This window comes from Isoptericola sp. GX10416 (assembly GCF_056590155.1).
Genome location: NZ_JBWPVO010000001.1, coordinates 683,846 through 709,890 on the forward strand (window position 1 = coordinate 683,846; position 26,045 = coordinate 709,890).

A 26,045-nucleotide genomic window follows, 5' to 3' on the forward strand; every position below is an offset into this window, starting at 1 on the left:
CTTCACGGGATCGTGACGTATCGGGCGACCAGCTCGGCGCCGAGGCGGGCGAGCTCCGCACGCACCTCGGGCGGATCCTCCACCACGGCTCCGTCGCCCCAGCCGGCGAGGTGCCTCGCGACGTCGAGCGGCGTCGGTGCGCCGACGCGCACCCGGACCACGCCGTCGTCCGCCGCGCCCTCGACGCTCACGTGCCGGCCGAACTGGGCTCGCAAGACCCCGACGTGCCGCTCCGGGACGCGGACCGTGGCCCAGGTCGTCGAGCGCAACGACTCGACCTCGTCGACCACCTGCGCCCACACGGCGCCGAGGTCCAGGTCCGCCGGCACCTCGGCAGCGTCATCGGTGACCTCCGCCGCGACGACGCGGTCGACCCGGTAGGTGCGCGGTCCGCGATCCGTCCCGGCCACGAGGTACCAGGTGCCGTCCTTGTCCACCGCGCCCCACGGGTCGACGACACGGTCCGACGACCGCCCGGTGGCGCCGGTGTACCGCAGCCGGACGCGCCGCCGTCGGACGACGGCGTCCTGCAGCGCCTCGAGGTGCGGCGCCTGTTCCCGGGCGGCAGCGCCCCATCGCTCGCGGTCGACGACGGTGGCGACGGCCGCCGCCTCGGCCTCGGCCCGGAACGGCGTGGGCAGCGCCCGGACGAGCTTGCGCAACGCCGCGCTCGCGTCGTCGTCCGCGGCGATGGCCGGTCCCGCACGGAGGAACAGCGCGCGGGCCTCCGGCGCGGTGAGACCGCTGAGGTCGGTCCGGGCGCCGCCGAGCAGCGACCATCCGCCGCCCCGGCCGCGCTGCGGGTACACGGGGACCCCGGCGGCCGACAGCGCCTCCAGGTCGCGGCGTGCGGTGGCCACCGAGACCTCCAGGGCGTCGGCGAGCTCGCCGGCGGTCACCCGCGGCCGGGACTGCAGGTGCAGGAGCACCTGGATGAGGCGATCGGCTCGCACATCTCGAGACTGCCACAGAAAGTAGTCAGAAGGTGAGCACTTTGCCGCGCAGGATGGATCTCGACGGTGTCACCGAGGCGCCGCACCACCGGGAGGATGACCATGCTGCGCGGACTCACCACCATCACGTACTTCGCCGACGACGTCGCCGCGGCCCGCGACTGGTACGCCGAGGTCCTCGGCGCCGAGGCCTACTTCGCCCGCGAGGTCGAGGGCACCCTGGCGTACGCCGAGTTCCGCATCGGCGACTACCAGCACGAGCTCGGGATCATCGACCGACGGTTCGCGTCGGTCGCCCGTACCGAAGAGCCGACCGGCGCGGTCGCCTACTGGGCGGTGGACGACGTCGCGGCGACGTACGAGCGGCTGCTCGCCCTGGGCGCCGTCGGCCACGACGAGCCGACCGAGCGCGGCCCGGGGTTCGTCACCGCGACCGTCGTCGACCCTTTCGGCAACCTGCTCGGGGTGATGGAGAACGCCCATTACGACGAGGTGCTCGACTCGCTGCGGTGACGACGGGTTGGTGTCAGTTCAGCATCAGCACGACGCCGTCACCCGCGGCGGCTGCCGCGGAGCAGAAGCGCCGCAGCTCGTCGTACCGCTCGCCGAGCACCTGGGGTCGTTCCTCGGCCAGGTGCTCGGCGGGGTCGGGGCACCCGTCGCCGTCGCAGAGGCGCGTGACGTCGTACCCGTCGGCCAGCGCCGCGAAGGGCGTCGCGCTGAGGAACGCGGCGGCGTGACGTACCTCGTCGGGAGTGAGCGAGCGCACCGGGCCCAGCCCGCCGTCGATCCCCAGCGGCGTGCCGCCGTGGACGACGTCGACCGCCGGCTCCCGCGCACGGAGCAGGGCGTCCAGCGGGCCCCACGCCCGGCCGACGCTGAAGTAGCGCGCCTCCTCGGGCTCCAGGTCGAGCTCGACCCACTCCTCGGCGAGCGCGTCGAGACGTTCCGCGGCCCACGCCGCGTCCGACTGCGCCCTGTCCATGTCCGCGGCCGCGAGCCGCGCGTACTCGCAGTGAATGCCCATGGCCCGCGACCGTAGCGGTACGGCGGGCACCGCAGGGCGGGCAAAACGGCCGGACCGGTGCTGACCGCGCAAAACGTCACCCAAGACTGTGAGATGCGACAAGTTTTGCGCGGCGATCCGGGCACAACTCGGGTGTAGTCATCAGGGGTGTGCTGGCGATACGTCAGCGAGCACAGCTTCCGGGCGTGACCGCGGCGTCCAGGTCGGGGGCCTGCGCGACCACGGGCATCAGCTCGGTGGTGGTCACGCCGTACGCGAGGGCGTCGCCTCCGCTGGACCGCCCGAAGATCACGCCGACGACGTCACCGTCGGTGGACAGCACCGGACCACCGGAGCTGCCGGGATGCACGCTGGCGGCGAGCGCATAGATGTCGCGCTCGCCACCTCCCGTGCCACCGGACCCGGGGATCCGCACCGGGCCGACGTCGAGCACCTCGGCGCCCGTCGAGGTGAACGGACCGCCGTGCGGATACCCCTGGACGGCGGCCGGGTCGCCGGTCTCGAGCGTCGGCGCGACGCTCAGGGGGTCGGCGTCCAACCCGTCGACGGCGACGACGGCGAGGTCCGCCCCGGGGTCGTAGTACACGACCCGCCCCTCCTGCGCCGGTCGTCCCGGGAGCTCGACCAGCGGCCGGTCCACGCCCGCCACCACGTGCGCGTTCGTCACCACGCGGTCCGGGGAGCTGACGAAACCCGACCCGGTGATCCCGGTCCCGCAGGCGTACGCCGTGCCCCAGATCCGCGCGACCGACTGGGCAGACGCCTCGAGCGCCGGGTCGTCCAGGTCGACCGTGGGTGCCGTCGTCGTCCGGCGCGGATCCAGCAGGCCGTCCAGACGCGGCAGGCCGTCGTCCAGCACCGCGCCGCGGACCTCGGCCAGGGACCGGCTCACCGGCGTCGGCGTGAGGTCCTCGATGGTGCGCAGCACCGCGGACGACGAGACGGCGGACGCGACGCCCGGCGTGCCGGTCGCCTTCACGGCTGTTCCGACGAACGACAGTGCGAGAGCCGCCACCACCAGGCTGGCGGCGCCACCGAGGAGCCGGTCGAGCGGCCGCAGCCCCGAGCGGTCCACCTGCTGGCGCAGGCTGTGTCCTACGCCGGCACCCATCGACGCCCCGAGCAGCGGCAGCGCGACGGCCAGGAGCACCGTCGCCGGACCGCGCCACTGCGGTTCCGGCAGCGCGTCGACCACCAGCGGGACGACGAGGAAGGCGGCCACTCCCCCGACGACGAGACCGACGAGCCCGCCGAGCGTGGCGAGCAGCCCGCGGCTCAGCCCCGCCATCAGGGCGAACAGCAGGACGACGACGAGCACCAGGTCGAGCAGGGTCACGGGGCCTCCGCGGGCGGGCTGGGACGTCGGGGACCGCTGAGAATACGCGGTCGACCTGGATGTCCGCTGAGGACCTGGTCCGCGCCTCGAGAGGCCCGGCGTACACTCCCGGGAGGAGCTGACCCTGGTTCCCCGATCATGGGAGTCCGGATGCCCGGCGCCACACCCCCGTCCCCTGCCGTCCCTGCCGACACGCTGCTCAGCCTCGGGCTGCTCGCCGGTTCGTCGATGGAGAACGAGCGGCGGCTGCCGATCCATCCACACCACCTGGACCGGATCGACGAGGACGTCCGCGCGCGCATGATCGTCGAGCGCGGCTACGCGGCCGACTTCCGGCTGGAGCGCGGCTACGTCGAGTCCCGGGTGGGCCGAGTCGCGGAACGCTCCGAGGTGATCGAGTCCGCCGACGTGCTGCTCCTGCCCAAGCCGCAGACGGCGGACGTCGCCGCGATCCCTGAGGGCCGCGTGCTGTGGGGGTGGCCGCACTGCGTGCAGGACGCCGGGATGACGCAGACGGCGATCGACCGCCGGCTCACCCTGATCGCCTTCGAGGCGATGAACCACTGGACGTCCCGGGGTGACTTCGGCTTGCACGTGTTCCACAAGAACAACGAGCTCGCCGGCTACTGCTCCGTCCTGCACGCCCTGAGCCTGACCGGCTCGACCGGAGACTACGGCCCGCGGCTCAGCGCTGTCGTCATCGGGTTCGGTGCGACGGCACGAGGCGCCGTCACCGCGCTCAAAGCGCACGGGATCCACGACATCCAGGTGCTCACGCAGCGAGGCGCCGCAGCGGTCGGGTCCCCGATCCACAGCGCGCACATCACCCAGCTCCACACCAGCGAGGGGGCCGCCTACCTCAGCGAGGTGACGACGCAGGACGGCGAGGTCCCGCTCCCGGAGTTCCTCGCCTCGCACGACATCGTCGTCAACTGCACGCTCCAGGACGTCGCCGCACCGCTGACCTACCTGCGCACAGAGGACCTGGCGGGCTTCGCCACGGGAAGCCTGATCGTCGACGTCTCGTGCGACCAGGGCATGGGGTTCGAGTGGGCCGTGCCCACCACGTTCGACGACCCGATGCTCACCGTCGGCGACGGCGTGAGCTACTACGCCGTCGACCACACCCCGTCCTACCTGTGGAACTCCGCGACCTGGGAGATCAGCGAGGCGATCCTGCCCTTCCTGCGCACGGTCCTGGAAGGACCGGCCTCGTGGGCGGCGAGCCTCACCGTCTCGCGGGCGATCGAGATCCACGACGGGACGATCAAGAACCCGAGCATCCTGAGCTTCCAGGGTCGGGACGCCGCCTACCCGCACGCCCTGACCACCCCGGCCTGACGGGCTCCGCGCGTCGGGGCCGGGGATCAGCCCGTCGGCGAGACCAGGCCCACCCGGTAGGCGAGCACCACCGCCTGCACCCTGTCGCGCAGGCCGAGCTTGGCGAGGATCCGTGAGACATAGGTCTTGACCGTCTCCGGAGTGATGACCAGCTCGCCGGCGATCTCCGCGTTCGACAGCCCGGCGGCGAGCTGCTCGAGCACCTCCAGCTCCCGGGCGGTCAGACGGGCCACGACGTCGTCCCGCTCGGGCCGCGCCGTGTCCGCCGGGCGCAACCGCTCGGCGTACCGGCCGATCAGCGTGCGCGTCACGGTGGGCGCGAGCAGCGAGTCGCCGCGGGCGATCGTCCGGAGGCCGTCGATCAGCTCGGCCGGGGAGGAGTCCTTGAGCAGGAACCCGCTGGCCCCCGCCCGGAGCGCCTCGTAGACGTACTCGTCGACGTTGAACGTGGTGACCACCAGCACCTTGGCCGGCGTCTCGGCGTCCGGCCCCGCGATCCGGCGCGTCGCCTCGATGCCGTCCAGCACGGGCATCCGGATGTCCATCACGACGACGTCAGGGCGCAGCCGCAGCGCCGCCTCGACGGCCGCACGGCCGTCTCGCGCCTCGCCCACGACCTCCATGTCGGGCTGTGCGGAGAAGATGGTCACGTAGCCGACCCGGACCAGCTCCTGGTCCTCGCAGACGAGCACGCGGATCGGGTTGCCTTCCGCCGGTGCGACGGTCATGAGCTCCTCCTGGTCGAGGCCGACGGGATCAGGGCGTGCACACGGAACCCGCCGTGCGGCAACGGGCCGGCCTGCAGGTCTCCGCCGACCACCCGGACACGTTCGCGGAGCCCGGCGAGGCCGCGGCCGCCGGTCGACGACACCGGGCCGGCAGGCGACGTGGTGCTGGGTATTACGGCCGGCGCGACACCCGGCGCGCCGGACCCGTGCGTGATCACCTCGATCTCGAGGCGCTCGTCGCCGTGCCGCAGGCGCACGGCGGTCGGTCGCCCGGCAGCGTGCTTGAGCGCGTTGGTGAGCGACTCCTGCACCACCCGGTACGCCGCGAGCTCGACGGCGTCCGGCAAGGGCCGCGGGTCGCCGTCCTGCACCCACTCGATCGGCTGAGCCGCCTGGCGAGCCTGCTCGACGAGGTCACCGACCTGGCCGAGAGCCGGCGCCCGCCGCGCAGGCTCCGACTCCCCGGTCGCCTCGAGGACGCCCAGCAGGTCCCGCAGGTCGGTCAGGGCTCGGCGGCCCGTGCTGCCGATGGCCGCGAGCGCCTCCCCCGCCCGCTCGGGCGTCGCGGGCAGGTGGTACTGGGCCGCGTCGGCCTGGACGACCATGGCCGTCACGTGGTGGGTCACGACGTCGTGCAGCTCCCGAGCGATCCGGGCTCGTTCGTCGGACGTCGCCACGGCGGCGGCCAGCCGTCGGCGCTCGGCCTCCTCCGTCCGCCGACGGCGCACCACCGAGCCGGCCGTCCAGATCACCACCAGGGCGAGGTAGAAGGTGAGGAAGTCCAGCATCCGGTTGGGTGAGCCGAGGCCCGACAGCACCGCCGCGAGGGCGGCAAAGCCGACGGTCGCCAGGACGGCGACGACACGGCGACGCCGCGCGAGGTGTGCCCCCGCCGAGTACAACGCGACGTAGAGCCCGACGCTCGCGAACGTCGGCGGGTAGGCCAGGGCCTGGTTGAGGGCGAGCGCCGTGCCGACCGCCGCGAGGCTGGCCGCCGGCCATCGACGTCGCGCCACGAGAGGGAGGGACTGCGCGAGGACGAGCACCACGGCCAGCGGGTCCGTCGCTCGCTCGGGCAGGTCGCCCAGCTCGACCGCGATGGTGGACAACGTCGGGACGAAGCCGAGCCCCGCGAGGAGCACCGCGAACAGGCCGTCCCGGACGGCCGGTCGCAGTGCGCGCCACGCCTGGAGCGGTGAGCCGGCACGGGTGAACCGGCTGGTGAGGGAGTTGACGGGCACGACCTGAGCCTACGGGCGAGGGCCGCGCGCCGGGACCAGCGTTCCGCGGCGCCGGGCGAGCACGATCATCAGGCCGGCGAGGAGCACGCCGAGCGTCACGGTCACCAGCGATCCCTCGATGCCGAAGGCGCCACCCGTGAGCAGGGCCGGGCCCGAGACGTGGGCGACCAGGAGGCCCGGGGACACGTGCCCGGAGACCGCGATGCCGAGCAGCCCGACGGCGGTGTTCCAGGCGAGGTGGAGACCGATGACGAACCAGAGGTTGCGGCGCCACAGGAACGCGGCGCCGAGCATCGCGCCGGCCTCGATGCTGATCGCCAGCCCGGTCCAGAGCGTGGCGCCCGGGTTGAGCATGTGCATCAGCCCGAAGAGCAGGGCGGTGACCGCCAGGGCGGTCCAGCTCCCGAGCAGGCGCTCGACGGCCTGGATCCCGAGGCCGCGGAACATCAGCTCCTCGGTGACGGCCGCCCCGCACGCGACGGCGGCCACCGGGGCCATGACGGCGAGGACGTCGACGTCGGCCCAGGTGAACGAGTAGCCACCGAGGGCCGTGATGACGACCGCGGAGACCAGGACGAAGCCCAGCCCGATGGCGGCACCCGACAACGCCTCGGGCACGGCGCGGTGACCGGCGATCTCCGGCGTGCGACGCCCGGCGACGAAGCGCATGACGGCCCGGTAGAGGACGATCGCGAGGACTGCGCCCAGCACCGGGAGCGGCGTGAACGGTTCGCTCTGCGCCGTCAGGCCCCCGACGGCGCCGACACCGACCAGGCCGATCAGCATCCAGACGAGCGGATATCGGACGACGCGGCCGACCGCGCCTCCGGCGTCGTCACGCGTGCCGTGGCGATGTGTGGTGCTCATGCTGCTCGTGCTGCTCATGTGGGCCTCCGTCGGTGTGCGGCCGCGGACCCGCGACCAGCAACGACGCTACGAGCGTGCACGTCCGGGCGAATCGCCCGCGGGTGAGCAACCGGGGTAGCTCCTCCGGGGGATGTCGTCGACGACGACGGCCCCTGCGGTACCGCTCGAGCGGTACGGCAGGGCCGCCGTCGTCCGTGCCCGTGCAGGTCAGCCCTTGACCGCTCCTGTGAGCCCGCCGACGATGCGGCGCTGGAAGAGGGAGAAGAAGATCAGGGCCGGGATCGCCGACAAGGACACGAAGGCGAGCACCCGCGCCGTGTCGGTCGAGTACTGCGACGCGAACGCCTGTACGCCGAGCGGAAGCGTGTAGAGCGCGTCGTCGCTCAGGAGGAACAGCGGCAGCATGTAGCTGTTCCAGCTGGCCACGAACGCCAGGATGCCGACGGTCACGACGCCCGGCATCGAGAGCGGGATCACCATGCGGGCGAAGAACCCCAGCCGGCTCGCGCCGTCGATGGACGCCGCCTCCTCGATGTCCCGGGGGATCGCCCGCAGGAACGGCACGAGGATGATCACCGTGACCGGAAGAGCGAACGCGACCTGCGGCAGGATGATGCCCGCGAGCGTGTTCGTCAGGCCGAGGTTCCGTACCAGGATGTACAGCGGCGTGATGGCCACCGTCATGGGGAACATCAGCCCGGCCGCGAAGAGCGAGTACATCGCCTCCTTGGCCTTGAACGGGTAGCGCGCGATGACGTAGCTCGCTCCGAGGCCCAGCACCACGACGCCGACGGTCGTGCCGATACCGGCGACGAGCGAGTTGAACATCTGCTGCCAGAACATCGAGCCCGTGAGCACGCCGACGTAGTTGTCGATCTGCCACGGTGCGGGCAGGCCCGCCGGTGACTGGATGATCTGCGAGTTCGTCCGGAACCCGCCGAGCACGATGTACAGCACCGGTGCCAGGCACACCCCGACCAGCCCGAACGCGACGAGGTACGCCGTCGGGCTGCCCCATCCGCCGCTCTCGTGCGACTTCCTGAGCGTCTGTGGCGTCGTCGGCTGCGGCGTCGTCGTCGTGGCCGTCACGAGGCACCTCCGGTCAGCGCGCCCTCGGTGTCGCGGCGCAGGACGAAGCGCTGGTAGACCAGCGCGATGGTCAGAGAGATCAGGAAGATCACGACGGCGACCGCGTTGCCGTAGCCGTAGCTGCCGGAGATCCGGCCGTTGACGACCATGTACGTCGCCATCGTCGAGGTACCCGCGGTCGAGGCCACGTACTGCCCCCACATCACGTACACGAGGTCGAAGAGCTGCAGCGAGCCGATGATCGACAGGAACGCCCAGATCCGGATGGTCGGGCCCAGCAGCGGCAGCGTGATGTACCGCTGCGCCTTCCAGTAGGAGGCGCCGTCGATCGCTGCCGCGTCGTGCAGCTCCTCGGGGATGCTCTGCAGCCCCGCGAGCATGAGGATCACCGCGAAGCCGATGTATTTCCAGACCAGGACGGCCATGAGGGACCAGATCGCCACGTCCGGGTCGGCGAGCCAGTCACGGGTCAGCCCGTCCAGGCCGATGCGCGCCAGCAGGTCGTTGGCCGCACCGGTGGTGTGCAGCATCAGGCCCCACCCGATGCCGACGATGACCTCGGAGAGCACGTACGGGACGAAGATGAGCACGCGGATCAGCGCACGGCCCCGCATCCGCTTGTTCAGCAGCAGCGCGACGCCGATGGCGGCCGGCCCTTGCAGCACCAGGGACATGATGAGGATGAACCCGTTGTGCGCCAGGGCGTCCTGGAAGGCGGGATCGGTGAGGATCAGTCGGTAGTTCTGGAGCCCCACGAAGTCCGTCGGCGGCCCGTAGCCCTTCCAGCGGAAGAACCCGTAGTACGCCGCCATGACGACGGGGAAGATCACGAAGGCGACGAAGACGACGATGCCGGGGCCGGCGAGCAGGGCGATCTCCGCCCACTTGCCCCACGGGAGGCGCCGGGCCTTCCGCGGCCGTCCGGCCGGCGAGGGTGCGCGCGTGGCACCCTCACCGGCCGGACGGGGCTCCGGAGGCACGTCGACGACGGCGGTCGGAGCGTGGTTCATGTCGGTCAGCCCTTGGCCGCAGCGTCCGTGATCGCCTGGACGAGGCCCTCCGCGTCGGTGTTGCCGGCCAGGAGTTCGACGACGGCCTGGTTGAGGGCGGTGCCGACGTTCTGGCCGTAGTTGGTGTCGAGCCAGTCGGAGACGTAGGTGGCGTTGTCCAGCGCCTCCATCATCTGGATGTTGTACGGCTCGGTGACGGCGTCCTTCGCCTCCTTGTTCAGCGGGATCGTCCCGAACGCCGCGTAGAAGGTCTCCTGGTTCTCCGGGGAGTTCATCAGGGCGATGAAGTCCGCGCAGAGGTCCTTGGGGGCGGTCGCGGAGCACGAGTAGCCACCGCCGCCGCCCATGAACGCGCCGGGGTCGCCGCCGCCGTCAGGCAGCTGCGGGAACGGGAACCAGCCGAGGTCCGGCAGCGGCTCCTCGTCGGGCGTGAGCGAGGTGACGACGCCGGGCTGCCAGGCGCCCATGAGCTCCATCGCGGCCTGGTGGTTGGCGAGGAGCCCGGCGGAGCTGCTGGCACCCTGCTGGGCCGAGGTCGACAGGAAGCCCTCGTTGAACGGCTCGACCGCCGCGAGGTCCGCGAGGTCCTGACCGGCCTGGAGGTAGCACTCGTCCGAGAAGTCCAGCGACTCGTTCGTCGCGGTCAGCGTCTCCTGCGAGCACTCGCGCAGGGCGAAGAAGTAGAACCAGTGGGCCGCGGGCCAGGCGTCCTTGCCGCCCAGGGCGATCGGCGTGATGCCCGCCGCCTTGAGCTTGTCGACCGCGTCGTACAGGTCGTCCATCGTCTCGGGCGTCTCGGTGATGCCCGCCTCGGCGAACAGGTCCTGGCTGTACCAGATGCCGCCCGGCTGGATGAGCTGCGGGCCCGCGACGAGCTCGCCGTCGACCGTGAGCGCCTCGTACGCAGCGTCGCCGAGCTGTTCGCGCAGCTCCGGGGCGTCGACGGCGGTCCCGGTGAGGTCCGCGAGCTGGCCGGCGGCGGCCATGTCCTTCATCTTGCCGCCGCCGCGCTGCATGAAGACGTCGGGCGCGTCGCCCGAGTTGAGCGCCGTCTGCAGCTTGCCGTCGACCTCTTCGTTCTGGATGTGCTGCGCCTCGACGGTGATGTTCTCGTGCGCTGCCTCGTACTGGGCGGCCACGTCGTCGAACCACGCCTTGCCGGGCCCGGTCGTGTAGTTGGTCCACACGGTGAGGGTGTACGGCTCGCCCTCGGCGATTTCGGTGCCGCCGGGCTCGGGGGTGCCGGAACATGCCGAGAGCACGAGCGCTCCCGCGAGGATGCCGGCCGCAGCGCCTGCGGCTTTACGGCGGTTGTTGGGGGTCATCGTTGACAATCTCCTTTGTTTGCCGGCGGGGTATAACGTTAAACCTCGCGATCGAGAGTTCACCACCACGACTCCCAGGCCGTCAAGAGAGGCCACTGATCGTCACCGTTCCGTGACCGGGCGCGAGACCAAGATGTGCGGACCTGAGCGGGCCTGGCAGAGTGACCCGTCGTGGGAAAGAAACGGACGACCCAGATGAGCGACGTGGCCCGGGTTGCCGGGGTCTCCCTGATGACCGTGTCGAACGTGCTCAACGGGCGCCCCAACGTCGGCGCCGAGACGCGGCTGCGCGTGCTGGAGGTCGTCGACGAGCTCGGCTACGAGATCAACCTGACCGCGCGCCGGCTGCGCACCGGGCGGACCGGCACGGTGGGCCTCATCGTGCCGCGGTTCGACCACCAGTACTACAGCGAGCTGGCGGCCCGGATATCCGACGCGCTCGCCCCCGACGGCCTGCACCTGGTGGTGGAGCAGTCCGGCGCCAACCGCGAACGTGAGCTCTCCGCCCTCTCGCTCGCCCGCCTCCAGCAGTACGACGGCGTCCTGCTGAGCGCCGTCGGCCTCGACTTCCGCGACCTCGACCGCATCCACCCCGACGTCCCGATCGTGCTCCTCGGCGAGCAGGACGTGCCCGACCGCTACCACAGCATCAAGATGGGCAACGTGGCCGGAGCCCGGCTCGCGACCGAGCATCTGCTGGCGGGCGGGGCTCAGCGCATCGCGGTGCTCGGCGGCCGGCTCGACGCACCCCACCTCGACATGGCGTCGTCGCGGGCGCAGGGCTGGGCCGACGCGCTGGACGCCGCCGGGCTGGACCCGGATCCGCAGCTCGTGATCCCCCTGGAGTTCTTCTCGATCGCCGAGGCGCGCTCCGCGATCGCCGATCGGATCGCGGGCGGGCTCGCCGTCGACGGCGTCCTCGGCGTCACCGACGAGATCGCGATCGGCGCCATGTCCGGCCTGCGCGACGTGGACCGGCGCGTGCCCGACGACGTCCAGGTCGTCGGGTTCGACAACCTGCGGATCTCGGAGCACGTCTGGCCCGGCCTGACGAGCGTCGACCCGGGGCACGACGCGATGGTGGCTCACGCGCTGCGCCTCCTGCGACGTCAGCTCGAGGACCGGGGCGCCGGGCCGGAGCACGTCGTGGGCGACGTCGCCCTGGTGGAGCGCGGGAGCACGCGCCGTCCGAGGTGACGACGAGTCCTCCTCACCGCTGTGGGTGCACGACACGCCGCCTGCTCCCAGGGAACCGCGGCGTGTCGTGCACCCACAGCGGGGTCCGGGGGCAGCGGGGATGACGGGGGCGGCGACGACGGAGGCCCGGCCCCGCTCTCGTCGAGCGGGACCGGGCCTCCCAGCCCGCGGCGCTACCGCCGTCGGGCCGTGATCAGAAGTTGATCATGTGCCCCGCGAGGCCGTGAATGGCCTCCTGGACGGACTCCGACAGCGTCGGGTGGGTGTGCACGTTGCGCGCCACCTCGTCGGCCGTGAGGTCCCACTTCTGGGCGAGCGTGAGCTCGGGCAGCAGCTCGGAGACGTCGGGCCCGATGAGGTGCCCGCCGAGCAGCTCGTTGTACTTGGCGTCGGCGACGAGCTTGACGAACCCGACCGGGTCGCCGAGGCCGTGCGCCTTGCCGTTCGCCATGAACGGGAAGGTGGACACCTTGACGTCGTAGCCCTCGTCCTTGGCCTGCGCCTCGGTGAGGCCGAAGGAGGCCACCTGCGGCTGGCAGAACGTGGCGCGCGGCATCATGCGGTAGTCGCCCAGCGTCATCGTCTCGGCGTCACCGATGGTCTCGGCGGCGACGACACCCTGCGCCTCGGCGACGTGGGCGAGCATGAGCTTCGCGGTGACGTCGCCGATGGCGTACAGGTGCGGCACGTTGGTGCGCATGTGGTCGTCGATGGCGATGGCGCCGCGCTCGGTGAGCTGCACGCCGGTGTTCTCCAGCCCGAAGTTCTCGACGTTGGGCGCGAACCCGACCGCCATGAGGACCTTGTCGACCTCGAGCGAGCCGGGCTTGTCGTCCTTGACGCCCTGGTAGGAGACGGTGACGGACGAGCCCTTGTCCTCGACGGTCTGCACGGCCGTCGAGGTGAGGATCTTGACGCCCAGCTTCTTGTACTGCTTGGCGATCTCCTTCGAGACGTCGGCGTCCTCGTTGGGCAGGGCGCGGTCGAGGTACTCGATGATGGTGACGTCCACGCCATAGTTCTTCATGACGTAGGCGAACTCCATGCCGATGGCGCCGGCGCCGACGATGGCGATCGACTTCGGCAGCTCACGGGTCATGATCTGCTTCTCGTAGGTCACGACGTTCTCGGAGAGCTCGACGCCCGGGAGCAGGCGGACCTTCGATCCGGTCGCGATGATCGCGTTGTCGAACGTCACGGTCTCGGTGCCGCCCTTGTTCAGGGTCACCTCGATCGTGTTGGCGTCGCGGAACGCGCCGCGACCGTCGTACTCGGTGATCTTGTTCTTCTTCATGAGGAAGTGGACGCCCTTGACCCGGCCGTCCGCGACGTCGCGGGACCGGTCGAACGCCTTGCCGAAGTCGAACGTCACATCACCGGACATGCCGAAGAAGTCGGCCTGGTGGTTGAAGAGGTGGGCGAGCTCCGCGTTGCGCAGCAGCGCTTTGGAGGGGATGCAGCCCACGTTGAGGCAGACACCACCCCAGTACTTCTCCTCGATGATGGCGACGGACTTGCCGAGCTGTGCCGCACGGATCGCGGCGACATAGCCGCCGGGGCCAGCTCCGAGGAGGACGACGTCGTAGTGGGAAGCCATGAGGCCACCCTATGAGGTCTCGGTGACCGGCGCGGCGTGATCTGTGTCGCACCGGCCAGGACGGCACGACAGACGGCGCCTCAGCGCACCGAGTCGACGCCGTCGTTGGCGAGCTGGTCGGCCCGCTCGTTGCCCGGGTCCCCCGCGTGCCCCTTGACCCACACCCAGCTGACCTGGTGGCGCGCCACCTCGGCGTCGAGCGCCTGCCACAGGTCGACGTTCTTGACGGGCTTCTTGGCCGACGTCGTCCAGCCGTTGCGCTTCCAGCCGGCGATCCACGTCTTCATCCCGTTCATCACGTACGACGAGTCGGTGTGGACCGTGACGGCGCTCGGCTGCTTGAGCGTGCGCAGCGCCTCGACCACCGCGGTGAGCTCCATGCGGTTGTTGGTGGTGAGCTTCTCTCCCCCGAACAGCTCCTTGGCGTGCTCGCCGGACTTCAGCAGAGCACCCCATCCCCCGAGCCCCGGGTTGCCCTTGCAGGCCCCGTCGGTCCACATCTCCACGATCGGCATGTCACTCACGCGGTCACCCTATGTCCCACCGTGACCCGCCGGGACCGGTGTGTCGGTGGCCGGGCGTAGCGTCCCGACATCGACACGAACCAGGGACGACGGCGGGAGGCCACGTCATGAAGTTCGGTTTCATCGGCAGCTACGGGAGCCCCACGCAGCAGGTGCGGCTCGCCCAGGAGTGCGAGGCTCACGGCTGGGACGGGTTCTTCACCTGGGACGGTGTGAGCCTGGACGTCGAGGGCTTCGACGCCCAGCCGACGTTCGACCCGTTCGGGATGCTCGCGGCCGCGGCCGCGGTGACCGAGCGGATCATCCTCGGCGCGATGGTCTTCGCGTTCCCCCGCCGCCGTCCCTGGGAGCTGGCCCAGCAGATCCTGACGGTCGACCACCTCTCCGGTGGGCGGCTCGTGCTCCCCGTGGGTGTGGGCGTCCCGATGGACCGCGCGTTCACCTCCGTGCCGGGCCAGCCGTCGACGCTGCGCGAGCGCGCGCACGCCCTCGACGAGGTGCTGGCGTGGCTCGGGCGCTCCTGGTCCGGCGAATCGTTCGAGCAGTCGGGCGAGCACGTCACCACGGGCACGTTCCAGTTCCCCGTCCCACCGGTCCACGGGCGGGTCCCCGTCTGGCCGGTGGCAGTCTGGGACGCGGAACGCCCGCCTCGGCGCAGCCTCGACCGTGCCCTGCGGTGGGACGGGATGGTGCCGCAGGTGCGCGGCGACTCCCCTGAGGACGCCGAGGCCGGCCCGGAGCAGATCCGCGAGCTGGTCGACTGGATCGCCGAGCACCGGGACGGCGGCGCCGGAACCTACGACGTCGTCATGCAGGGCCGGCTCGACGCCGACCCCGCCGTCGCGCAGGAGCAGGCGCGCACAGCGGCCGAGGCCGGTGCCACCTGGTGGGTCGAGTCCTGGTGGGACCCCACCACGACGACGCCCGAGAGCCTTCTCGAGCGGGTGCGCCAAGGCCCGCCGAGCCTCTGACGACCCCCGCTGCCGGGCACCGCTCCACGACACCGACGCACGAACGGGCGGGCTGACGATGCCGCGCGCGGTCGTCAGACGGAAAGCGCAGGGCGCGCAGCGCCCGTGAGCGCGACCGCGCGCGGCATCGTCAGCCCGCCCGTGGACGCAAGCCGGACACGAGAGTCAGGAGACAGGCCGCGCCGGCTCGATGTCGACCTTCGGCAGGTGCTTGGCCGGGAGGGTCTTCGGGCGCCACGCGGCGCGCGTCTCCTCGAAGGCGGTGATGTCGGGCTCGTTCTGCAGCGTCAGGCCGATGTCGTCCAGGCCCTCCATGAGCCGCCAGCGCGTGTACTCGTCGATCTGGAACGGCACGGTGACGTCGTCGGCGTGCACGGTGCGCGACTCGAGGTCCACGGTCACCTCGGTGCCGGGCTTGGCCTCGAGGATCTTCCAGAGCAGCTCGATGTCCTCCTGGGCGACCATGCCGGCCACGAGACCCTGCTTGCCGGAGTTGCCGCGGAAGATGTCGGCGAACCGGGAGGCGAGCACGACGCGGAACCCGTAGTCCTTGAGCGCCCAGACGGCGTGCTCGCGCGACGACCCGGTGCCGAAGTCGGGGCCGGCCACGAGCACGGAGCCGGAGGAGTACGCCTCCTGGTTCAGCACGAACGACGGGTCGCTGCGCCACGCCGCGAAGAGCGCGTCCTCGAACCCGGTGCGCGTCACCCGCTTGAGGTAGACGGCCGGGATGATCTGGTCGGTGTCGACGTTGCTGCGGCGCAGCGGCACCCCGACGCCGGTGTGGGTGGTGATCTTCTCCATGGTGACTCCTGTAGAAAGCGCGGGGGGCTCAGACGAACGACGGGGCGGTCAGCGGTGCCAGCGGGGTGCCGTCGAACGTGGTCAGGTCGACGTCGCCCTCCAGGTCGAGGTCGGACAGCGAGGACAGCGTGCCGCGGATGGCGGTCGCGGCGGCGACCAGCGGCGAGACGAGGTGCGTCCGACCGCCCTTGCCCTGCCGGCCCTCGAAGTTGCGGTTCGACGTGGACGCCGCGCGCTCGCCCGGCGCGAGCTGGTCGGGGTTCATGCCGAGACACATCGAGCACCCGGCGTTGCGCCACTCGGCGCCGAACTCCTTGAAGATGACGTCCAGCCCTTCGGCCTCGGCCTGCAGGCGCACGCGGGCCGACGCCGGCACGACGAGCACACGCACGTCCTCGGCCTTCGCGCGGCCGCGGAGGACCTTCGCGACGGACCGGAGGTCTTCGATGCGTCCGTTGGTGCAGGAACCGATGAAGACGGTGTCGACCTTGACGTCGCGCAGCGGCATGCCGGCGTCGAGGCCCATGTACTCCAGCGCCCGTTCGGCGCTGACGCGCTCGCCCTCGTCGGCGATGTCGGCCGGGACGGGCACGTTCGCCGAGAGGGGCAGGCCCTGGCCCGGGTTGGTTCCCCAGGTGACGAACGGCTCGAGGTCGGAGGCGCGCAGCACGACCTCCTCGTCGAACGTGGCGTCGTCGTCGCTGCGCAGCGTCTTCCAGTACTCGACGGCGGCGTCCCAGTCCTCCCCCTCGGGCGCGTGCGGGCGGCCCTGGAGGTACTCGAACGTGGTCTCGTCGGGAGCGATCATGCCCGCGCGAGCACCCGCCTCGATGGACATGTTGCAGATGGTCATCCGCGCCTCCATCGAGAGCTTGCGGATGGCCTCGCCGCGGTACTCGAGCACGTAGCCCTGCCCGCCGCCGGTGCCGATCTTGGCGATGATCGCCAGGATGATGTCCTTCGAGGTGGCGCCCGGGGGCAGCTCGCCGTCGACCGTGATCGCCATGGTCTTGAACGGCGCCAGCGGCAGCGTCTGCGTGGCGAGCACGTGCTCGACCTCGGAGGTGCCGATGCCGAAGGCGAGCGCACCGAAGGCACCGTGCGTGGAGGTGTGCGAGTCACCGCACACGACCGTCAGCCCCGGCATGGTCAGCCCGAGCTGGGGGCCCACCTGGTGGACGATCCCCTGGTCGGCGTCGCCGAGGGAGTGGATCCGCACGCCGAACTCGGCCGCGTTGTTGCGCAGCGTGTCGATCTGCGTGCGGCTGGTGAGGTCCGCGATCGGCAGGTCGATGTCGAGCGTGGGCGTGTTGTGGTCCTCGGTGGCGATGGTGAGGTCCGGGCGCCGCACGGGGCGGCCGGCGAGGCGGAGCCCCTCGAACGCCTGCGGGCTCGTCACCTCGTGCACGAGGTGGAGGTCGATGTAGAGCAGATCCGGTGCCCCCTCGGCGCCCTGGCGCACCAGGTGCGCCTCCCAGACCTTCTCTGCCAGCGTGCCGGCCATCTCGAGCTCCTCGTTCTGCCACCTGTGGGTGGCTGTCGTCGACGTGTGGGTACGCGATCCGACGCCCTGTCCACGAACCGAAGTTTGTGTAGAACTTGCAATCTCACCAAGCGAGACGTCAGTATCGACCTATGGACGATACTAGCGGAGTCGGCGTACTGGACAAGGCCGCGTCCGTACTCGGAGCACTCGAGGCCGGTCCCGCCACCCTGGCGCAACTGGTCTCCTCGACCGGCCTCGCCCGCCCGACGGCGCACCGCCTCGCGGTCGCGCTCGAGCATCACCGGTTCGTGGCCCGTGACATGCAGGGCCGGTTCGTGCTGGGCCCGCGCCTCAACGAGCTCGCGACGGCCGCCGGTGAGGACCGCCTGCTCGCCGCCGCGAACCCGGTGCTCACGGCCCTGCGCGACCACACCGGCGAGTCCGCGCAGCTCTACCGCCGCCAGGGCGACCATCGCGTCTGCGTGGCCGCCGCCGAGCGTCCCGTCGGTTTGCGCGACTCGATCCCGGTCGGCGCCACGCTGACGATGCACGCCGGTTCCGCGGCCCAGATCCTGCTCGCCTGGGAGGAGCCCGACCGCCTGCACCGCGGTCTGCGCGAGGCGGTCTTCACCGCGACGATCCTCTCCGGCGTCCGACGGCGCGGCTGGGCGCAGTCGGTCTCGGAGCGCGAGCTGGGCGTCGCCTCGGTGTCGGCACCGGTCCGCGGGCCGTCCGGGCGGATCGTCGCAGCCGTCTCGGTCTCCGGACCGGTCGAGCGACTCACCCGTCAACCAGGTCGGTTGCACTCGGCGTCCGTGGTCGCGGCGGCCAACCGCCTCACCGAGGTGCTGCAGCGCGCCGGCGAGTGACGGCGCGCCGAACTGATTGTCGCGGGGTCGCCCCGCAGGTCAGTAGGCTCCCGACCAGCGGGGCGACCCTGCCCCGCCGACCGAGAGGCGTGAGGACCCGATGCCGGCCAAGGCCAAGACCCTCCTGATCTGGCTCGTCGTGATCTTTCTGATCTACGCGATCGTGACGAGCCCGGACCGCGCTGCGGACATCATCAAGGCGATCTGGGACGTGATCGCCAACGCGTTCGGCAGCTTCGGGGAGTTTCTCGCCAACCTGACGTCGTAGCCGTGGACAACGCACCAGACCGAGCGGTGCGCGCGCACCGCCACCTGCGCCGCTACGTGCTGGCCCACGAGCGGGCGGTGTTCGCGTCGCGCCTGCACTGGGCCACACTGCTCGAGCCGATCCTGACGACCGTGGCCGCGACCGTCGTCGTCGCGCTGCTGCACCAGGCGACCGGCATGGGTGGGGTCTGGGTCCTGTGGCTGCTGCCGGCGGGCCGACTCGCCCTGAGGTGGGCCGAGTGGAACTACCAGTGGTTCGTCGCGACGGACAAGCGTCTGCTGCTCACCTACGGGTTCGTGGTCCACAAGGTGGCGATGATGCCGATGTTGAAAGTCACGGACATGAGCTACACCCGTACCCCGATGGGGCAGGTGCTGGGTTACGGCCGGTTCGTGATGGAGTCAGCCGGCCAGGACCAGGCGCTGAGCCGCGTCAACTACGTCCCGGATCCGGACGTCACCTACCGCAAGCTGACGGACACCATCTTCTTCCCCAACAAATCCGGCACGCCCGAGGCTCGCCCGGCACCGACTCCCCCGGCCATCGTCCCCGTGGGCAAGCGCGAACCCCGACCGACGACGGCGGAGCTCCCGACGGTCGGGCAGGCCGGGCCGGCAGAGTATCGCGAGCCGGGCCCCGACAGCTCTGCGCAGGGCATCGACCACCCGCAGAGCACCGGCCCCGCGCAGGGCGCCGACCACCACGTCGACGTCGCACCGTTCGATCCGGAAGCGCCGCCTGCCCAGGAAGGGCCCCGCTCACGGACCCGCCGCCGCGGCCTGTTCCCGGTGAAGCGGAAGCAGGACCTGTACGAGCCGCCGACCAGCAGCGGCGCCGGCCCCACGGTCCCCGAGCCCTTCCTCTGAGCCCGCCGCACGCACGAACGTGCGGGAACGACGAAGGCCCGGTCCGACAGGACCGGGCCTCGTGCTCTGTACCCCCAGCGGGATTTGAACCCGCGTTACCGCCGTGAGAGGGCGGCGTCCTAGGCCGCTAGACGATGGGGGCCGGACGTGACTCCGTCGCCGGAGCCGGTGCGACGATCCTCGAACGGACCGATGCGTACCCCCAGCGGGATTTGAACCCGCGTTACCGCCGTGAGAGGGCGGCGTCCTAGGCCGCTAGACGATGGGGGCCTATGGTTCCTCGACCGCGAGGGCCGATTTGCCGTGAGTACTCTAGCGCACCGTGCAGGACCAAGGATCCCGAGGAGAGGCGCGGAAGAACACTGCGCTGGGGTACCAGGACTCGAACCTAGACTAAGTGGACCAGAACCACTCGTGCTGCCAATTACACCATACCCCATGGTGTTCGGACCTACCCGGACATATCCGACTTCAACGCCGGTTTCCGTACGGCCCAACGACCCGAAACATTACCGGACCGGCCGCTTGGATCCAAACTCGATCCTCGGTGCCCTTCGTCACGTCCCACCGGGTTCCCGCCGCCCGCACCAGGGCGGACCGGCTGACGGCCGGGCCCGGACGTGGGACGCTGCTGGCATGCCGTCGACTCCCGACCCGCAATCACCCTCCGACCGCGCCGCCTCCTTCTCGACCGGCGCGGACGTGTACGCCAGGGTGCGCCCCACCTACCCGGCCGACGCCGTCGACTGGATGGTCCCGCCGGAGGCCGCCCACGTCCTCGACCTGGGGGCCGGCACGGGTCTGCTCACGCGGCGGCTCGTCGATCGCGGCCTGGACGTCGTCGCCGTCGACGCCTCCCCGGCGATGCTGGACGAGCTGGTCGCCACCCTGCCGGACGTCACCGCGCACGTGGGCACCGCCGAGAACCTCCCGCTGCCGGACGCCTCGATCGACGCCGCAGTGGTCGGGCAGGCCTGGCACTGGTTCGACGAGGCTCGCGCGTCGGCCGAGATCGCCCGCGTCCTGCGGCCGGGCGGCACGCTCGCCGTCGTCTGGAACGACCGCGACGAGCGCATCGACTGGGTCGGCCGCTTCGGCGAGATCCTGCACACCGGCGACCAGCTCCAGCCGGACAGCGACCAGAGCAGCGGCGCCCCGACCCTCGACGACTCGTTCGGCGAGATCGAGGTCGCCGAGTTCCGCTGGCTGCACCACCTGCCGACCGCCGACCTGCGCGCGCTCGCCGGTTCCCGCAGCTACCTGCTCACCCTGCCGGAACCCGAGCGCGACCAGCTGCTGCAGCGGGTCGACGACCTCGTCGTCACCCACCCCGACCTCGCGGGGACGCAGGAGATCGCCATGCCCTACGTCACGACGGCGTACCGCGCGCGACGGCGCTGAGCCGGCGGGCCGCAGCCGACGGCGCCGCCCCGTCGCGCCACACGACCCGCAGCCGTCGCGTCAGGTCGAGGCCGTCGACCCGGAGCGCGACGAGCCTGCCCGCCGCGACGTCGTCGGCCACCGTGAGCCCGGACAGCACCGCGACCTGGCCGCCGTGCTGCACGGCCGCCTTGAGCGCCGACGTCGAGCCCAGGGTCGGCAGGTGGGCGGGCAGGCTCTCGCCGACGGCGGCGAGTGCCCGTTCCAGGATCTCCCGGGTGCCCGAGCCGGTCTCGCGCAGGACCAGCCGGCCGGCGAGCAGCTCCCCCGCCCCCACCGACCGACGCCGCGCCCAGCGATCCCCCGGCGCCACGACGGCGACGAGCTCGTCGTGGGCCACGGTCCGGCTGCGCAGCCCGCGCCGCACCCCGAGGCTCTCGACGAAGCCGAGCTGGGCGCCGCCCTCCAGCACGAGCTCCATGACGTCGTGCGAGTTGCGCACCAGCAGCTCCACGTCCTCGCCGCTCCCCTGCACGGCCAGCTGGGCCAGCCACCGGGGCACGAGGTACTCCGCGACCGTCAGGCTCGCGGCGACCCGCAGCGCCGTCGTCGGCCCCGCGCGCAACCCCGCGGCCGCCGTCTCGAAGCGCTGGGACGCCTCGACGACCTCGCGCGCCCAGCCGGCGGCCGCCTGACCGGTCGGGGTGAGGGCGGTGCCACGCGAGCCGCGCGTCACGAGCTCCAGACCCAGGCGCCGCTCCAGCCGGCGCAGGCCCGCGGACGCCGTCGGCTGGGCGATCGCGAGCGCTCGCGCGGCGGCGCTGATCGAACCGTGCGTGTCCAGGGCGACGAGCAGCTCCAGCGAGGCCAGCGACGTCCGATCCACCATAGGGCGAGTCTATGGATGGATCACGACCTCGCCCTACCGGCCGGCTCCGGACGCGACGAGGGTGGTCGCATGCCCCGACTCGCGCCCGGCCTCGCCCTGACCGCCGGCGCGACCGCGACCCTGCTCGGGCTCGCTCCCCTGCTGGCCCGGGCGGCTCCCTCCGTGTCGCCGCTCGTCCTGGCGCTGCTGCTGGGCGCCGCGTGCGGCTCGGCGCTCGGCGCACGCGGTCGGCAGGACCGCACTCCCGGCCGACGGCACGCCGCCCGGCTCGCCCGCGCCGTCGAGCCGGGCACCGGCTGGGTGGCGCGGCACGTGCTGCGCGCCGGGGTCGTGCTCCTCGGCCTGCAGCTCTCGCTGGGCGACGTCCTCGGGCTCGGGTGGCGGGGCCTGGCGGTCGTGGCACTCACCCTCACGGCGACCTTCGGCGCCACCGTCGCGCTCGGCCCCCGGCTCGGCGTGCCGCGCGACACGACGCTGCTGGTCGCGACCGGGTTCTCCGTCTGCGGCGCCGCCGCCGTGTCCGCCATGGCAGGGATACTCGACCGCCTCCCCCGGCGCCGCGACGACGAGGCCCCGCAGGACGCCGCAGCCGTCGCCCTCGCACTCGTCGCGCTCTACGGGACGGCAGCCGTGGTCGTGCTCCCCCGGCTGGCCGGGCTCCTCGGCCTCACGGGCACGCAGGCCGGCGTGTGGATCGGCGCGAGCGTGCAGGAGGTCGCCCAGGTCGTCGCCGCGGCGGGCGGCCTGGCGGGCGCCACGGCGCTCACCACCGCCACGGTGGCCAAGCTGGCGCGGGTCGTGCTCCTCGCGCCGCTCGTGGCCGGCACGGGCGCCCTCCGGTCGCGCCGTGCGGCGCTCACCGCACGAGCGGCACGGCACGACGGCGGACGTCGCCCGCCGCTCGTCCCCGGGTTCGTGCTCGGGTTCCTCGGCGCCGTGGTGCTGCGCAGCCTCGGCGTCGTCCCGGACCCGGTGCTCGACGCGGCCGCTCTCGTCACGACCACCCTGTTCGTCGCCGCGATGTTCGCGCTCGGACTGGGCGTCGACGTGCCGCGGCTGGTGCGCACCGGCGGGCGGGCGCTGCTGCTCGGCGCGTGCTCCGCCGTCGTCGTCACCGGCACCGCGCTGGGCGCCGTCCTGCTGCTCGTGCCCTGACCGGTTCCCGGCGCCCGCCGGGCCGCGACGCCTCAGAGGCCGAGGGCGGGCGGCACCTCGCCGAGGCCCGTCACGACCACCATCCCGGCCGAGCGCAGCGCGTCGGCGTCCACCGCGTGCTCGTCGGCCCGGCGGGCGCCGGGGCGGTCGACCCACACGCCGACCAGGCCGGCGTCGTGCGCCGCCCGGGCGTCGATCCGCGGCTCGTCGCCGACGTACGCGGTGCGCTCGGGCGCGGCTCCGACGAGCCGGGCGCCCTCGACGAACACGTCCGGGTGCGGCTTGCCGTAGCCCAGCGTGTCGAGCCCGACCAGCACCGGCAGATCGACCCCGACGGCGGCGAGCTTGCGCTCCTGCAGGGCGACCGCGGCGTTCGTCACCACCCCGACGCGGACGCCCGCGGAGCGCAGAGCGTCCACGCACGGCACGGCGTCGTCGAACGGCTGCCACGACCGCTCGAACGTGCCCCAGAACAGCTCGTCCCAGGCGTCGAACGAGTCCTCGCCCACCGGAGCTCCCCCGAAGGTGCGGTGCAGCAGGTCGGCCCGGAGCCGGCGCTGGGTGCGGTGGTCCGTCTCGCCGCGCGTGTAGGCGCGGTAGTGACCCGCCGGGTCGGCCCGCCAGTGGTCGAGCACCGAGGCATGGTCGACGTCGCCGGGCAGGTGCGCCTGCGCCACGGCCGCGAGCGCCGTCGCGAACGCACCCTTGGTGTCGACCAGGGTGTCGTCCACGTCCAGCAGGACGGCGTCGACCCGCCCGCCGACGGCCCCGAACGCCGTCACCGGGCGGGAGCCTGCGGCGGGTTCTCCGCGAGGCGGGCCAGGGCGGCGTCGATCCGGCCGAGGGTGCGCTCGCGGCCGAGCACCTCGAGCGACTCGAACAGCGGCAGGCCGATCGTGCGGCCGGTCACGGCGACGCGCACCGGCGCCTGCGCCTTGCCGAGCTTGAGCCCGTGCTGCTCGCCCGTGGACGCGACGGCGCCCTTCAAGGGCTCCGCCTCCCACGGCTCGAGCTGCGCGAGCACGGCGCGCACGTCGGTGAGCAGCTCGACGGCGCCCGGCTTCATGGCCTTGTTCCACGACTTCTCGTCCTCGACCGGCGTGTCGAGGAACAGGAAATCGACGTTGTCGGTGATGTCGCTGAGCAGCGCCACCCGGGACTGGGCGAGCGGTGCGACGGCGGCGAAGGCGGCGGCGTCGAACCGCTCCTCGGCCCAGGGGGCGTGCGGGGCGCGCAGCCACGGCCCGACGGCGGCGACGAACTCGTCCACGGACAGCGCGCGGATGTACTCGCCGTTGAACGCGGCGAGCTTCTTGAGGTCGAAGAACGCCGAGGCGCTGTTCACGTCCTCGATGCGGAACCGGGAGATCATCTCGTCGAACGGCAGGATCTCCTCGTCGTTGCCCGGCGCCCAGCCGAGCAGCATGAGGTAGTTGACCATCGCGGCGGGCAGGTAGCCCTCGGCGAGGTAGTCCTCGAGCGCCACCTTGTCGCGGCGCTTGGAGAGCTTCTGCCGCTTCTCGTTGACGATGACCGGCAGGTGCGCCCAGACCGGCGGCTCGGCACCGAGCGCGGCCCACAGCAGCTGCTGCTTGGGCGTGTTCGACAGGTGCTCCTCGCCCCTGATCACGTGGGTGATGCCCTCGTCCAGGTCGTCGACGACGTTCGCCAGCAGGAACACCGGCGACCCGTCGCCGCGCGCCACGACGAAGTCCTCCATCGCGTCGTTCGGGAAGACCGGGTTGCCACGGATGAGGTCCACCACGCGGGTCTCGCCGTCGTCCGGCGTCCGGAAGCGCAGCGCGCGGCCGGGCGCCTCCTCGAGGCCCCGGTCGCGGCAGAAGCCGTCGTAGCCCGACTGCTTGTTGCCCGTGCGCGCGGCCACGTCGTCGCGCGTGCAGTCGCAGTAGTAGGCGCGGCCGGCCTCACGGAGGCTGCTGAGTGCTTCACCGTGCTTCTGGACGTTGGCCGACTGGAAGTACGGCCCCTCGAAGGTCGGGTCGTCCGCGTGCATGCCGAGCGCCGCGTGGGCGGCGAGGATGCCGTCCACCCACTCGGGCTTGTTGCGGGAGGTGTCGGTGTCCTCGATGCGCAGCACGAACGTCCCGCCCGTCTGCTTGGCGACAGCCCAGTTGAACAGCGCGGAGCGCGCGCCGCCCACGTGGAACATGCCCGTCGGCGACGGGGCGAAGCGGACACGGACGTCGGAACTACCAGCTGCGGGGGTCACGGGCACAGCCTAGTTGGCGACGACGCGACGCATCGCACGCGGGCGCCGGACGCGGCGCCGCTCAGACCTCGCGCCGCACCACGGGGTTGGCGAGCACCCCGATGCCCTCGACCTCGCACTCCACGCGGTCCCCGGCCTCGATCGGGCCGACACCGGCCGGGGTGCCGGTGAGCAGCACGTCGCCCGGCAGCAGCGTCATCGCCTTCGAGGCGTAGGACACCAGATACTCGACGTCGAAGATCATCTGCGAGGTACGGCCGTCCTGCTTCGGCGCACCGTTGACGCGCGAGCGGACCGCGACGTCCTCCGGGTCCAGGTCGGTCTCGATCCAGGGACCGAGCGGGCAGGACGAGTCGAAGCCCTTGGCGCGCGCCCACTGGTCGTCGGTCCGCTGGGCGTCCCGGGCGGTGACGTCGTTCGCGACCGTGTACCCGAGCACGTAGGCGCGGGCGTTCTCCGGCTCGACGTCCTTGCAGAGCTTGGAGATCACGACGGCGAGCTCGGCCTCGTAGGAGACCTCCTGCGTCCAGTCGGGCAGCACGACCGGGTCGTCCGGGCCGACGACGGAGGTGTTCGGCTTGAGGAACAGCAGCGGCGCGGTGGGCGGCTCGCTGCCCATCTCCCGGACGTGGTCCAGGTAGTTGCGGCCCACGGCCACCACCTTCGAGCGCGGGATGACCGGTGCGAGGAGCCGGACGCCGTCGCCGAGCTCGACCCGCTCCCCCGTCGGCATGGCCGGCATGTAGAGCGGATCACCGCTCAGCACGGCCAGATAGGTGGTGTCCCCCTCGGACTGGACGAAGGCGAAGCGGGGGTCGTCGCCGGTGGTGAATCTCGCGATGCGCACAGGTCAAGGCTAACGGTCCGGGGTAATGTCACCATGCACAGTGCG

Annotated in this window: 26 protein-coding genes and 3 tRNA genes; 9 read left to right on the top strand and 20 right to left on the bottom strand. The window is 72.0% G+C overall.

The features are described 5' to 3' along the window. Positions 1-2: 2 nt before the first annotated feature. The gene (locus ACWAT2_RS03400) at positions 3-953 is read right to left on the bottom strand and encodes a helix-turn-helix transcriptional regulator (protein WP_402370944.1); all 951 of its coding nucleotides are present in this window, start codon (positions 951-953) and stop codon (positions 3-5) included. A 96-nt stretch (positions 954-1,049) separates the two neighbouring features. Here ACWAT2_RS03400 and ACWAT2_RS03405 point away from each other — a divergent pair, with 96 nt between their 5' ends. Then, positions 1,050-1,466, top strand: coding sequence for a VOC family protein (locus tag ACWAT2_RS03405; protein WP_402370941.1), 417 nt, complete (start codon positions 1,050-1,052; stop codon positions 1,464-1,466). A gap of 13 nt (positions 1,467-1,479) precedes the next feature. Here ACWAT2_RS03405 and ACWAT2_RS03410 read toward each other — a convergent pair whose 3' ends face one another. Further along, positions 1,480-1,980 (bottom strand): DUF1877 family protein, encoded by a 501-nt coding sequence (locus tag ACWAT2_RS03410; RefSeq protein ID WP_402370938.1) that lies wholly within the window; start codon positions 1,978-1,980, stop codon positions 1,480-1,482. Between the two features lie 163 nt (positions 1,981-2,143). Next, complete coding sequence (locus tag ACWAT2_RS03415) at positions 2,144-3,316, bottom strand: MarP family serine protease (RefSeq protein ID WP_402370936.1); 1,173 nt, start codon at positions 3,314-3,316, stop codon at positions 2,144-2,146. A gap of 150 nt (positions 3,317-3,466) precedes the next feature. Between ACWAT2_RS03415 and ACWAT2_RS03420 the strand changes: the two genes are divergently transcribed. Then, positions 3,467-4,657, top strand: a complete 1,191-nt coding sequence (locus ACWAT2_RS03420; protein WP_402370934.1) for a N(5)-(carboxyethyl)ornithine synthase — start codon at positions 3,467-3,469, stop codon at positions 4,655-4,657. Positions 4,658-4,683: 26 nt separating this feature from the next. Here the strand turns inward: ACWAT2_RS03420 and ACWAT2_RS03425 are convergent, their stop codons facing one another. From ACWAT2_RS03425 to ACWAT2_RS03450, 6 genes are all read right to left on the bottom strand, one after another. After that, the gene (locus ACWAT2_RS03425) at positions 4,684-5,385 is read right to left on the bottom strand and encodes a response regulator (protein WP_402370931.1); all 702 of its coding nucleotides are present in this window, start codon (positions 5,383-5,385) and stop codon (positions 4,684-4,686) included. After that, positions 5,382-6,626, bottom strand: a complete 1,245-nt coding sequence (locus ACWAT2_RS03430; protein ID WP_402370929.1) for a sensor histidine kinase — start codon at positions 6,624-6,626, stop codon at positions 5,382-5,384. Before ACWAT2_RS03430 ends, ACWAT2_RS03425 begins: the two co-directional genes overlap by 4 nt. Positions 6,627-6,635: 9 nt before the next feature. Then, complete coding sequence (locus ACWAT2_RS03435; RefSeq protein WP_402370927.1) at positions 6,636-7,511, bottom strand: CPBP family intramembrane glutamic endopeptidase; 876 nt, start codon at positions 7,509-7,511, stop codon at positions 6,636-6,638. A 189-nt stretch (positions 7,512-7,700) separates the two neighbouring features. Continuing rightward, positions 7,701-8,582, bottom strand: coding sequence for a carbohydrate ABC transporter permease (locus tag ACWAT2_RS03440; protein WP_402370924.1), 882 nt, complete (start codon positions 8,580-8,582; stop codon positions 7,701-7,703). After that, on the bottom strand, positions 8,579-9,592 hold the full coding sequence (locus ACWAT2_RS03445; RefSeq protein WP_402370921.1) for a carbohydrate ABC transporter permease: 1,014 nt from the start codon (positions 9,590-9,592) through the stop codon (positions 8,579-8,581). The genes ACWAT2_RS03440 and ACWAT2_RS03445 overlap by 4 nt, the downstream gene beginning before the upstream one ends. A gap of 5 nt (positions 9,593-9,597) precedes the next feature. Continuing rightward, a complete protein-coding gene (locus ACWAT2_RS03450) occupies positions 9,598-10,917 on the bottom strand; it encodes an ABC transporter substrate-binding protein (protein WP_402370919.1) in 1,320 nt (439 codons plus the stop codon). Positions 10,918-11,112: 195 nt separating this feature from the next. Between ACWAT2_RS03450 and ACWAT2_RS03455 the strand changes: the two genes are divergently transcribed. Then, positions 11,113-12,114 (top strand): LacI family DNA-binding transcriptional regulator, encoded by a 1,002-nt coding sequence (locus ACWAT2_RS03455; protein WP_402370916.1) that lies wholly within the window; start codon positions 11,113-11,115, stop codon positions 12,112-12,114. Positions 12,115-12,307: 193 nt separating this feature from the next. Here the strand turns inward: ACWAT2_RS03455 and lpdA are convergent, their stop codons facing one another. Together lpdA and rnhA are read right to left on the bottom strand one after the other, a co-directional pair. Beyond that, positions 12,308-13,711: a dihydrolipoyl dehydrogenase gene (gene lpdA / locus ACWAT2_RS03460; protein ID WP_402370914.1), complete on the bottom strand. Its 1,404-nt coding sequence runs from the start codon at positions 13,709-13,711 to the stop codon at positions 12,308-12,310. A gap of 80 nt (positions 13,712-13,791) precedes the next feature. After that, positions 13,792-14,226 (bottom strand): ribonuclease HI, encoded by a 435-nt coding sequence (gene rnhA, locus ACWAT2_RS03465; protein WP_402372072.1) that lies wholly within the window; start codon positions 14,224-14,226, stop codon positions 13,792-13,794. A gap of 116 nt (positions 14,227-14,342) precedes the next feature. Between rnhA and ACWAT2_RS03470 the strand changes: the two genes are divergently transcribed. Further along, complete coding sequence (locus tag ACWAT2_RS03470; RefSeq protein ID WP_402370911.1) at positions 14,343-15,206, top strand: LLM class flavin-dependent oxidoreductase; 864 nt, start codon at positions 14,343-14,345, stop codon at positions 15,204-15,206. 165 nt (positions 15,207-15,371) lie between these two features. Here the strand turns inward: ACWAT2_RS03470 and leuD are convergent, their stop codons facing one another. After that, on the bottom strand, positions 15,372-16,010 hold the full coding sequence (gene leuD, locus ACWAT2_RS03475) for a 3-isopropylmalate dehydratase small subunit (RefSeq protein WP_402370909.1): 639 nt from the start codon (positions 16,008-16,010) through the stop codon (positions 15,372-15,374). Between the two features lie 28 nt (positions 16,011-16,038). After that, positions 16,039-17,514, bottom strand: coding sequence for a 3-isopropylmalate dehydratase large subunit (gene leuC / locus ACWAT2_RS03480; protein ID WP_402370906.1), 1,476 nt, complete (start codon positions 17,512-17,514; stop codon positions 16,039-16,041). 131 nt (positions 17,515-17,645) lie between these two features. On the opposite strand from leuC, the gene ACWAT2_RS03485 reads away from it, so the two are divergent. From ACWAT2_RS03485 to ACWAT2_RS03495, 3 genes are all read left to right on the top strand, one after another. After that, the gene (locus ACWAT2_RS03485; protein ID WP_106268618.1) at positions 17,646-18,365 is read left to right on the top strand and encodes an IclR family transcriptional regulator; all 720 of its coding nucleotides are present in this window, start codon (positions 17,646-17,648) and stop codon (positions 18,363-18,365) included. 100 nt (positions 18,366-18,465) lie between these two features. After that, positions 18,466-18,633, top strand: coding sequence for a hypothetical protein (locus ACWAT2_RS03490; protein WP_402370902.1), 168 nt, complete (start codon positions 18,466-18,468; stop codon positions 18,631-18,633). Between the two features lie 2 nt (positions 18,634-18,635). Then, on the top strand, positions 18,636-19,499 hold the full coding sequence (locus ACWAT2_RS03495) for a PH domain-containing protein (protein ID WP_402370900.1): 864 nt from the start codon (positions 18,636-18,638) through the stop codon (positions 19,497-19,499). Positions 19,500-19,568: 69 nt separating this feature from the next. On the opposite strand, the gene ACWAT2_RS03500 is transcribed toward ACWAT2_RS03495, so the two are convergent. The 3 genes from ACWAT2_RS03500 to ACWAT2_RS03510 all read right to left on the bottom strand — a co-directional run bounded on the left by ACWAT2_RS03500 (position 19,569) and on the right by ACWAT2_RS03510 (position 19,938). Continuing rightward, positions 19,569-19,641 (bottom strand) — tRNA-Glu (locus ACWAT2_RS03500). A 55-nt stretch (positions 19,642-19,696) separates the two neighbouring features. After that, positions 19,697-19,769: transfer RNA gene (locus ACWAT2_RS03505), tRNA-Glu, on the bottom strand. 97 nt (positions 19,770-19,866) lie between these two features. Continuing rightward, positions 19,867-19,938, bottom strand: a tRNA-Gln gene (locus tag ACWAT2_RS03510). A gap of 197 nt (positions 19,939-20,135) precedes the next feature. Between ACWAT2_RS03510 and ACWAT2_RS03515 the strand changes: the two genes are divergently transcribed. After that, on the top strand, positions 20,136-20,900 hold the full coding sequence (locus tag ACWAT2_RS03515) for a class I SAM-dependent methyltransferase (protein WP_402370897.1): 765 nt from the start codon (positions 20,136-20,138) through the stop codon (positions 20,898-20,900). On the opposite strand, the gene ACWAT2_RS03520 is transcribed toward ACWAT2_RS03515, so the two are convergent. Next, entirely contained in the window at positions 20,869-21,768 is a 900-nt protein-coding gene (locus tag ACWAT2_RS03520) for a LysR substrate-binding domain-containing protein (RefSeq protein ID WP_402370895.1), read from the bottom strand. The two genes, ACWAT2_RS03515 and ACWAT2_RS03520, sit on opposite strands and share 32 nt — an antisense overlap. 69 nt (positions 21,769-21,837) lie before the next feature. Here ACWAT2_RS03520 and ACWAT2_RS03525 point away from each other — a divergent pair, with 69 nt between their 5' ends. Beyond that, positions 21,838-22,923, top strand: a complete 1,086-nt coding sequence (locus ACWAT2_RS03525) for a YeiH family protein (RefSeq protein ID WP_402370893.1) — start codon at positions 21,838-21,840, stop codon at positions 22,921-22,923. Positions 22,924-22,955: 32 nt separating this feature from the next. Here the strand turns inward: ACWAT2_RS03525 and ACWAT2_RS03530 are convergent, their stop codons facing one another. The 3 genes from ACWAT2_RS03530 to ACWAT2_RS03540 form a co-directional block, all read right to left on the bottom strand. Next, the gene (locus ACWAT2_RS03530; RefSeq protein ID WP_402370890.1) at positions 22,956-23,705 is read right to left on the bottom strand and encodes an HAD family hydrolase; all 750 of its coding nucleotides are present in this window, start codon (positions 23,703-23,705) and stop codon (positions 22,956-22,958) included. Beyond that, complete coding sequence (gltX, locus tag ACWAT2_RS03535; RefSeq protein ID WP_402370887.1) at positions 23,702-25,153, bottom strand: glutamate--tRNA ligase; 1,452 nt, start codon at positions 25,151-25,153, stop codon at positions 23,702-23,704. The genes ACWAT2_RS03530 and gltX overlap by 4 nt, the downstream gene beginning before the upstream one ends. A 61-nt stretch (positions 25,154-25,214) precedes the next feature. Then, entirely contained in the window at positions 25,215-26,000 is a 786-nt protein-coding gene (locus tag ACWAT2_RS03540) for a fumarylacetoacetate hydrolase family protein (protein WP_402370885.1), read from the bottom strand. Positions 26,001-26,045: the final 45 nt, after the last annotated feature.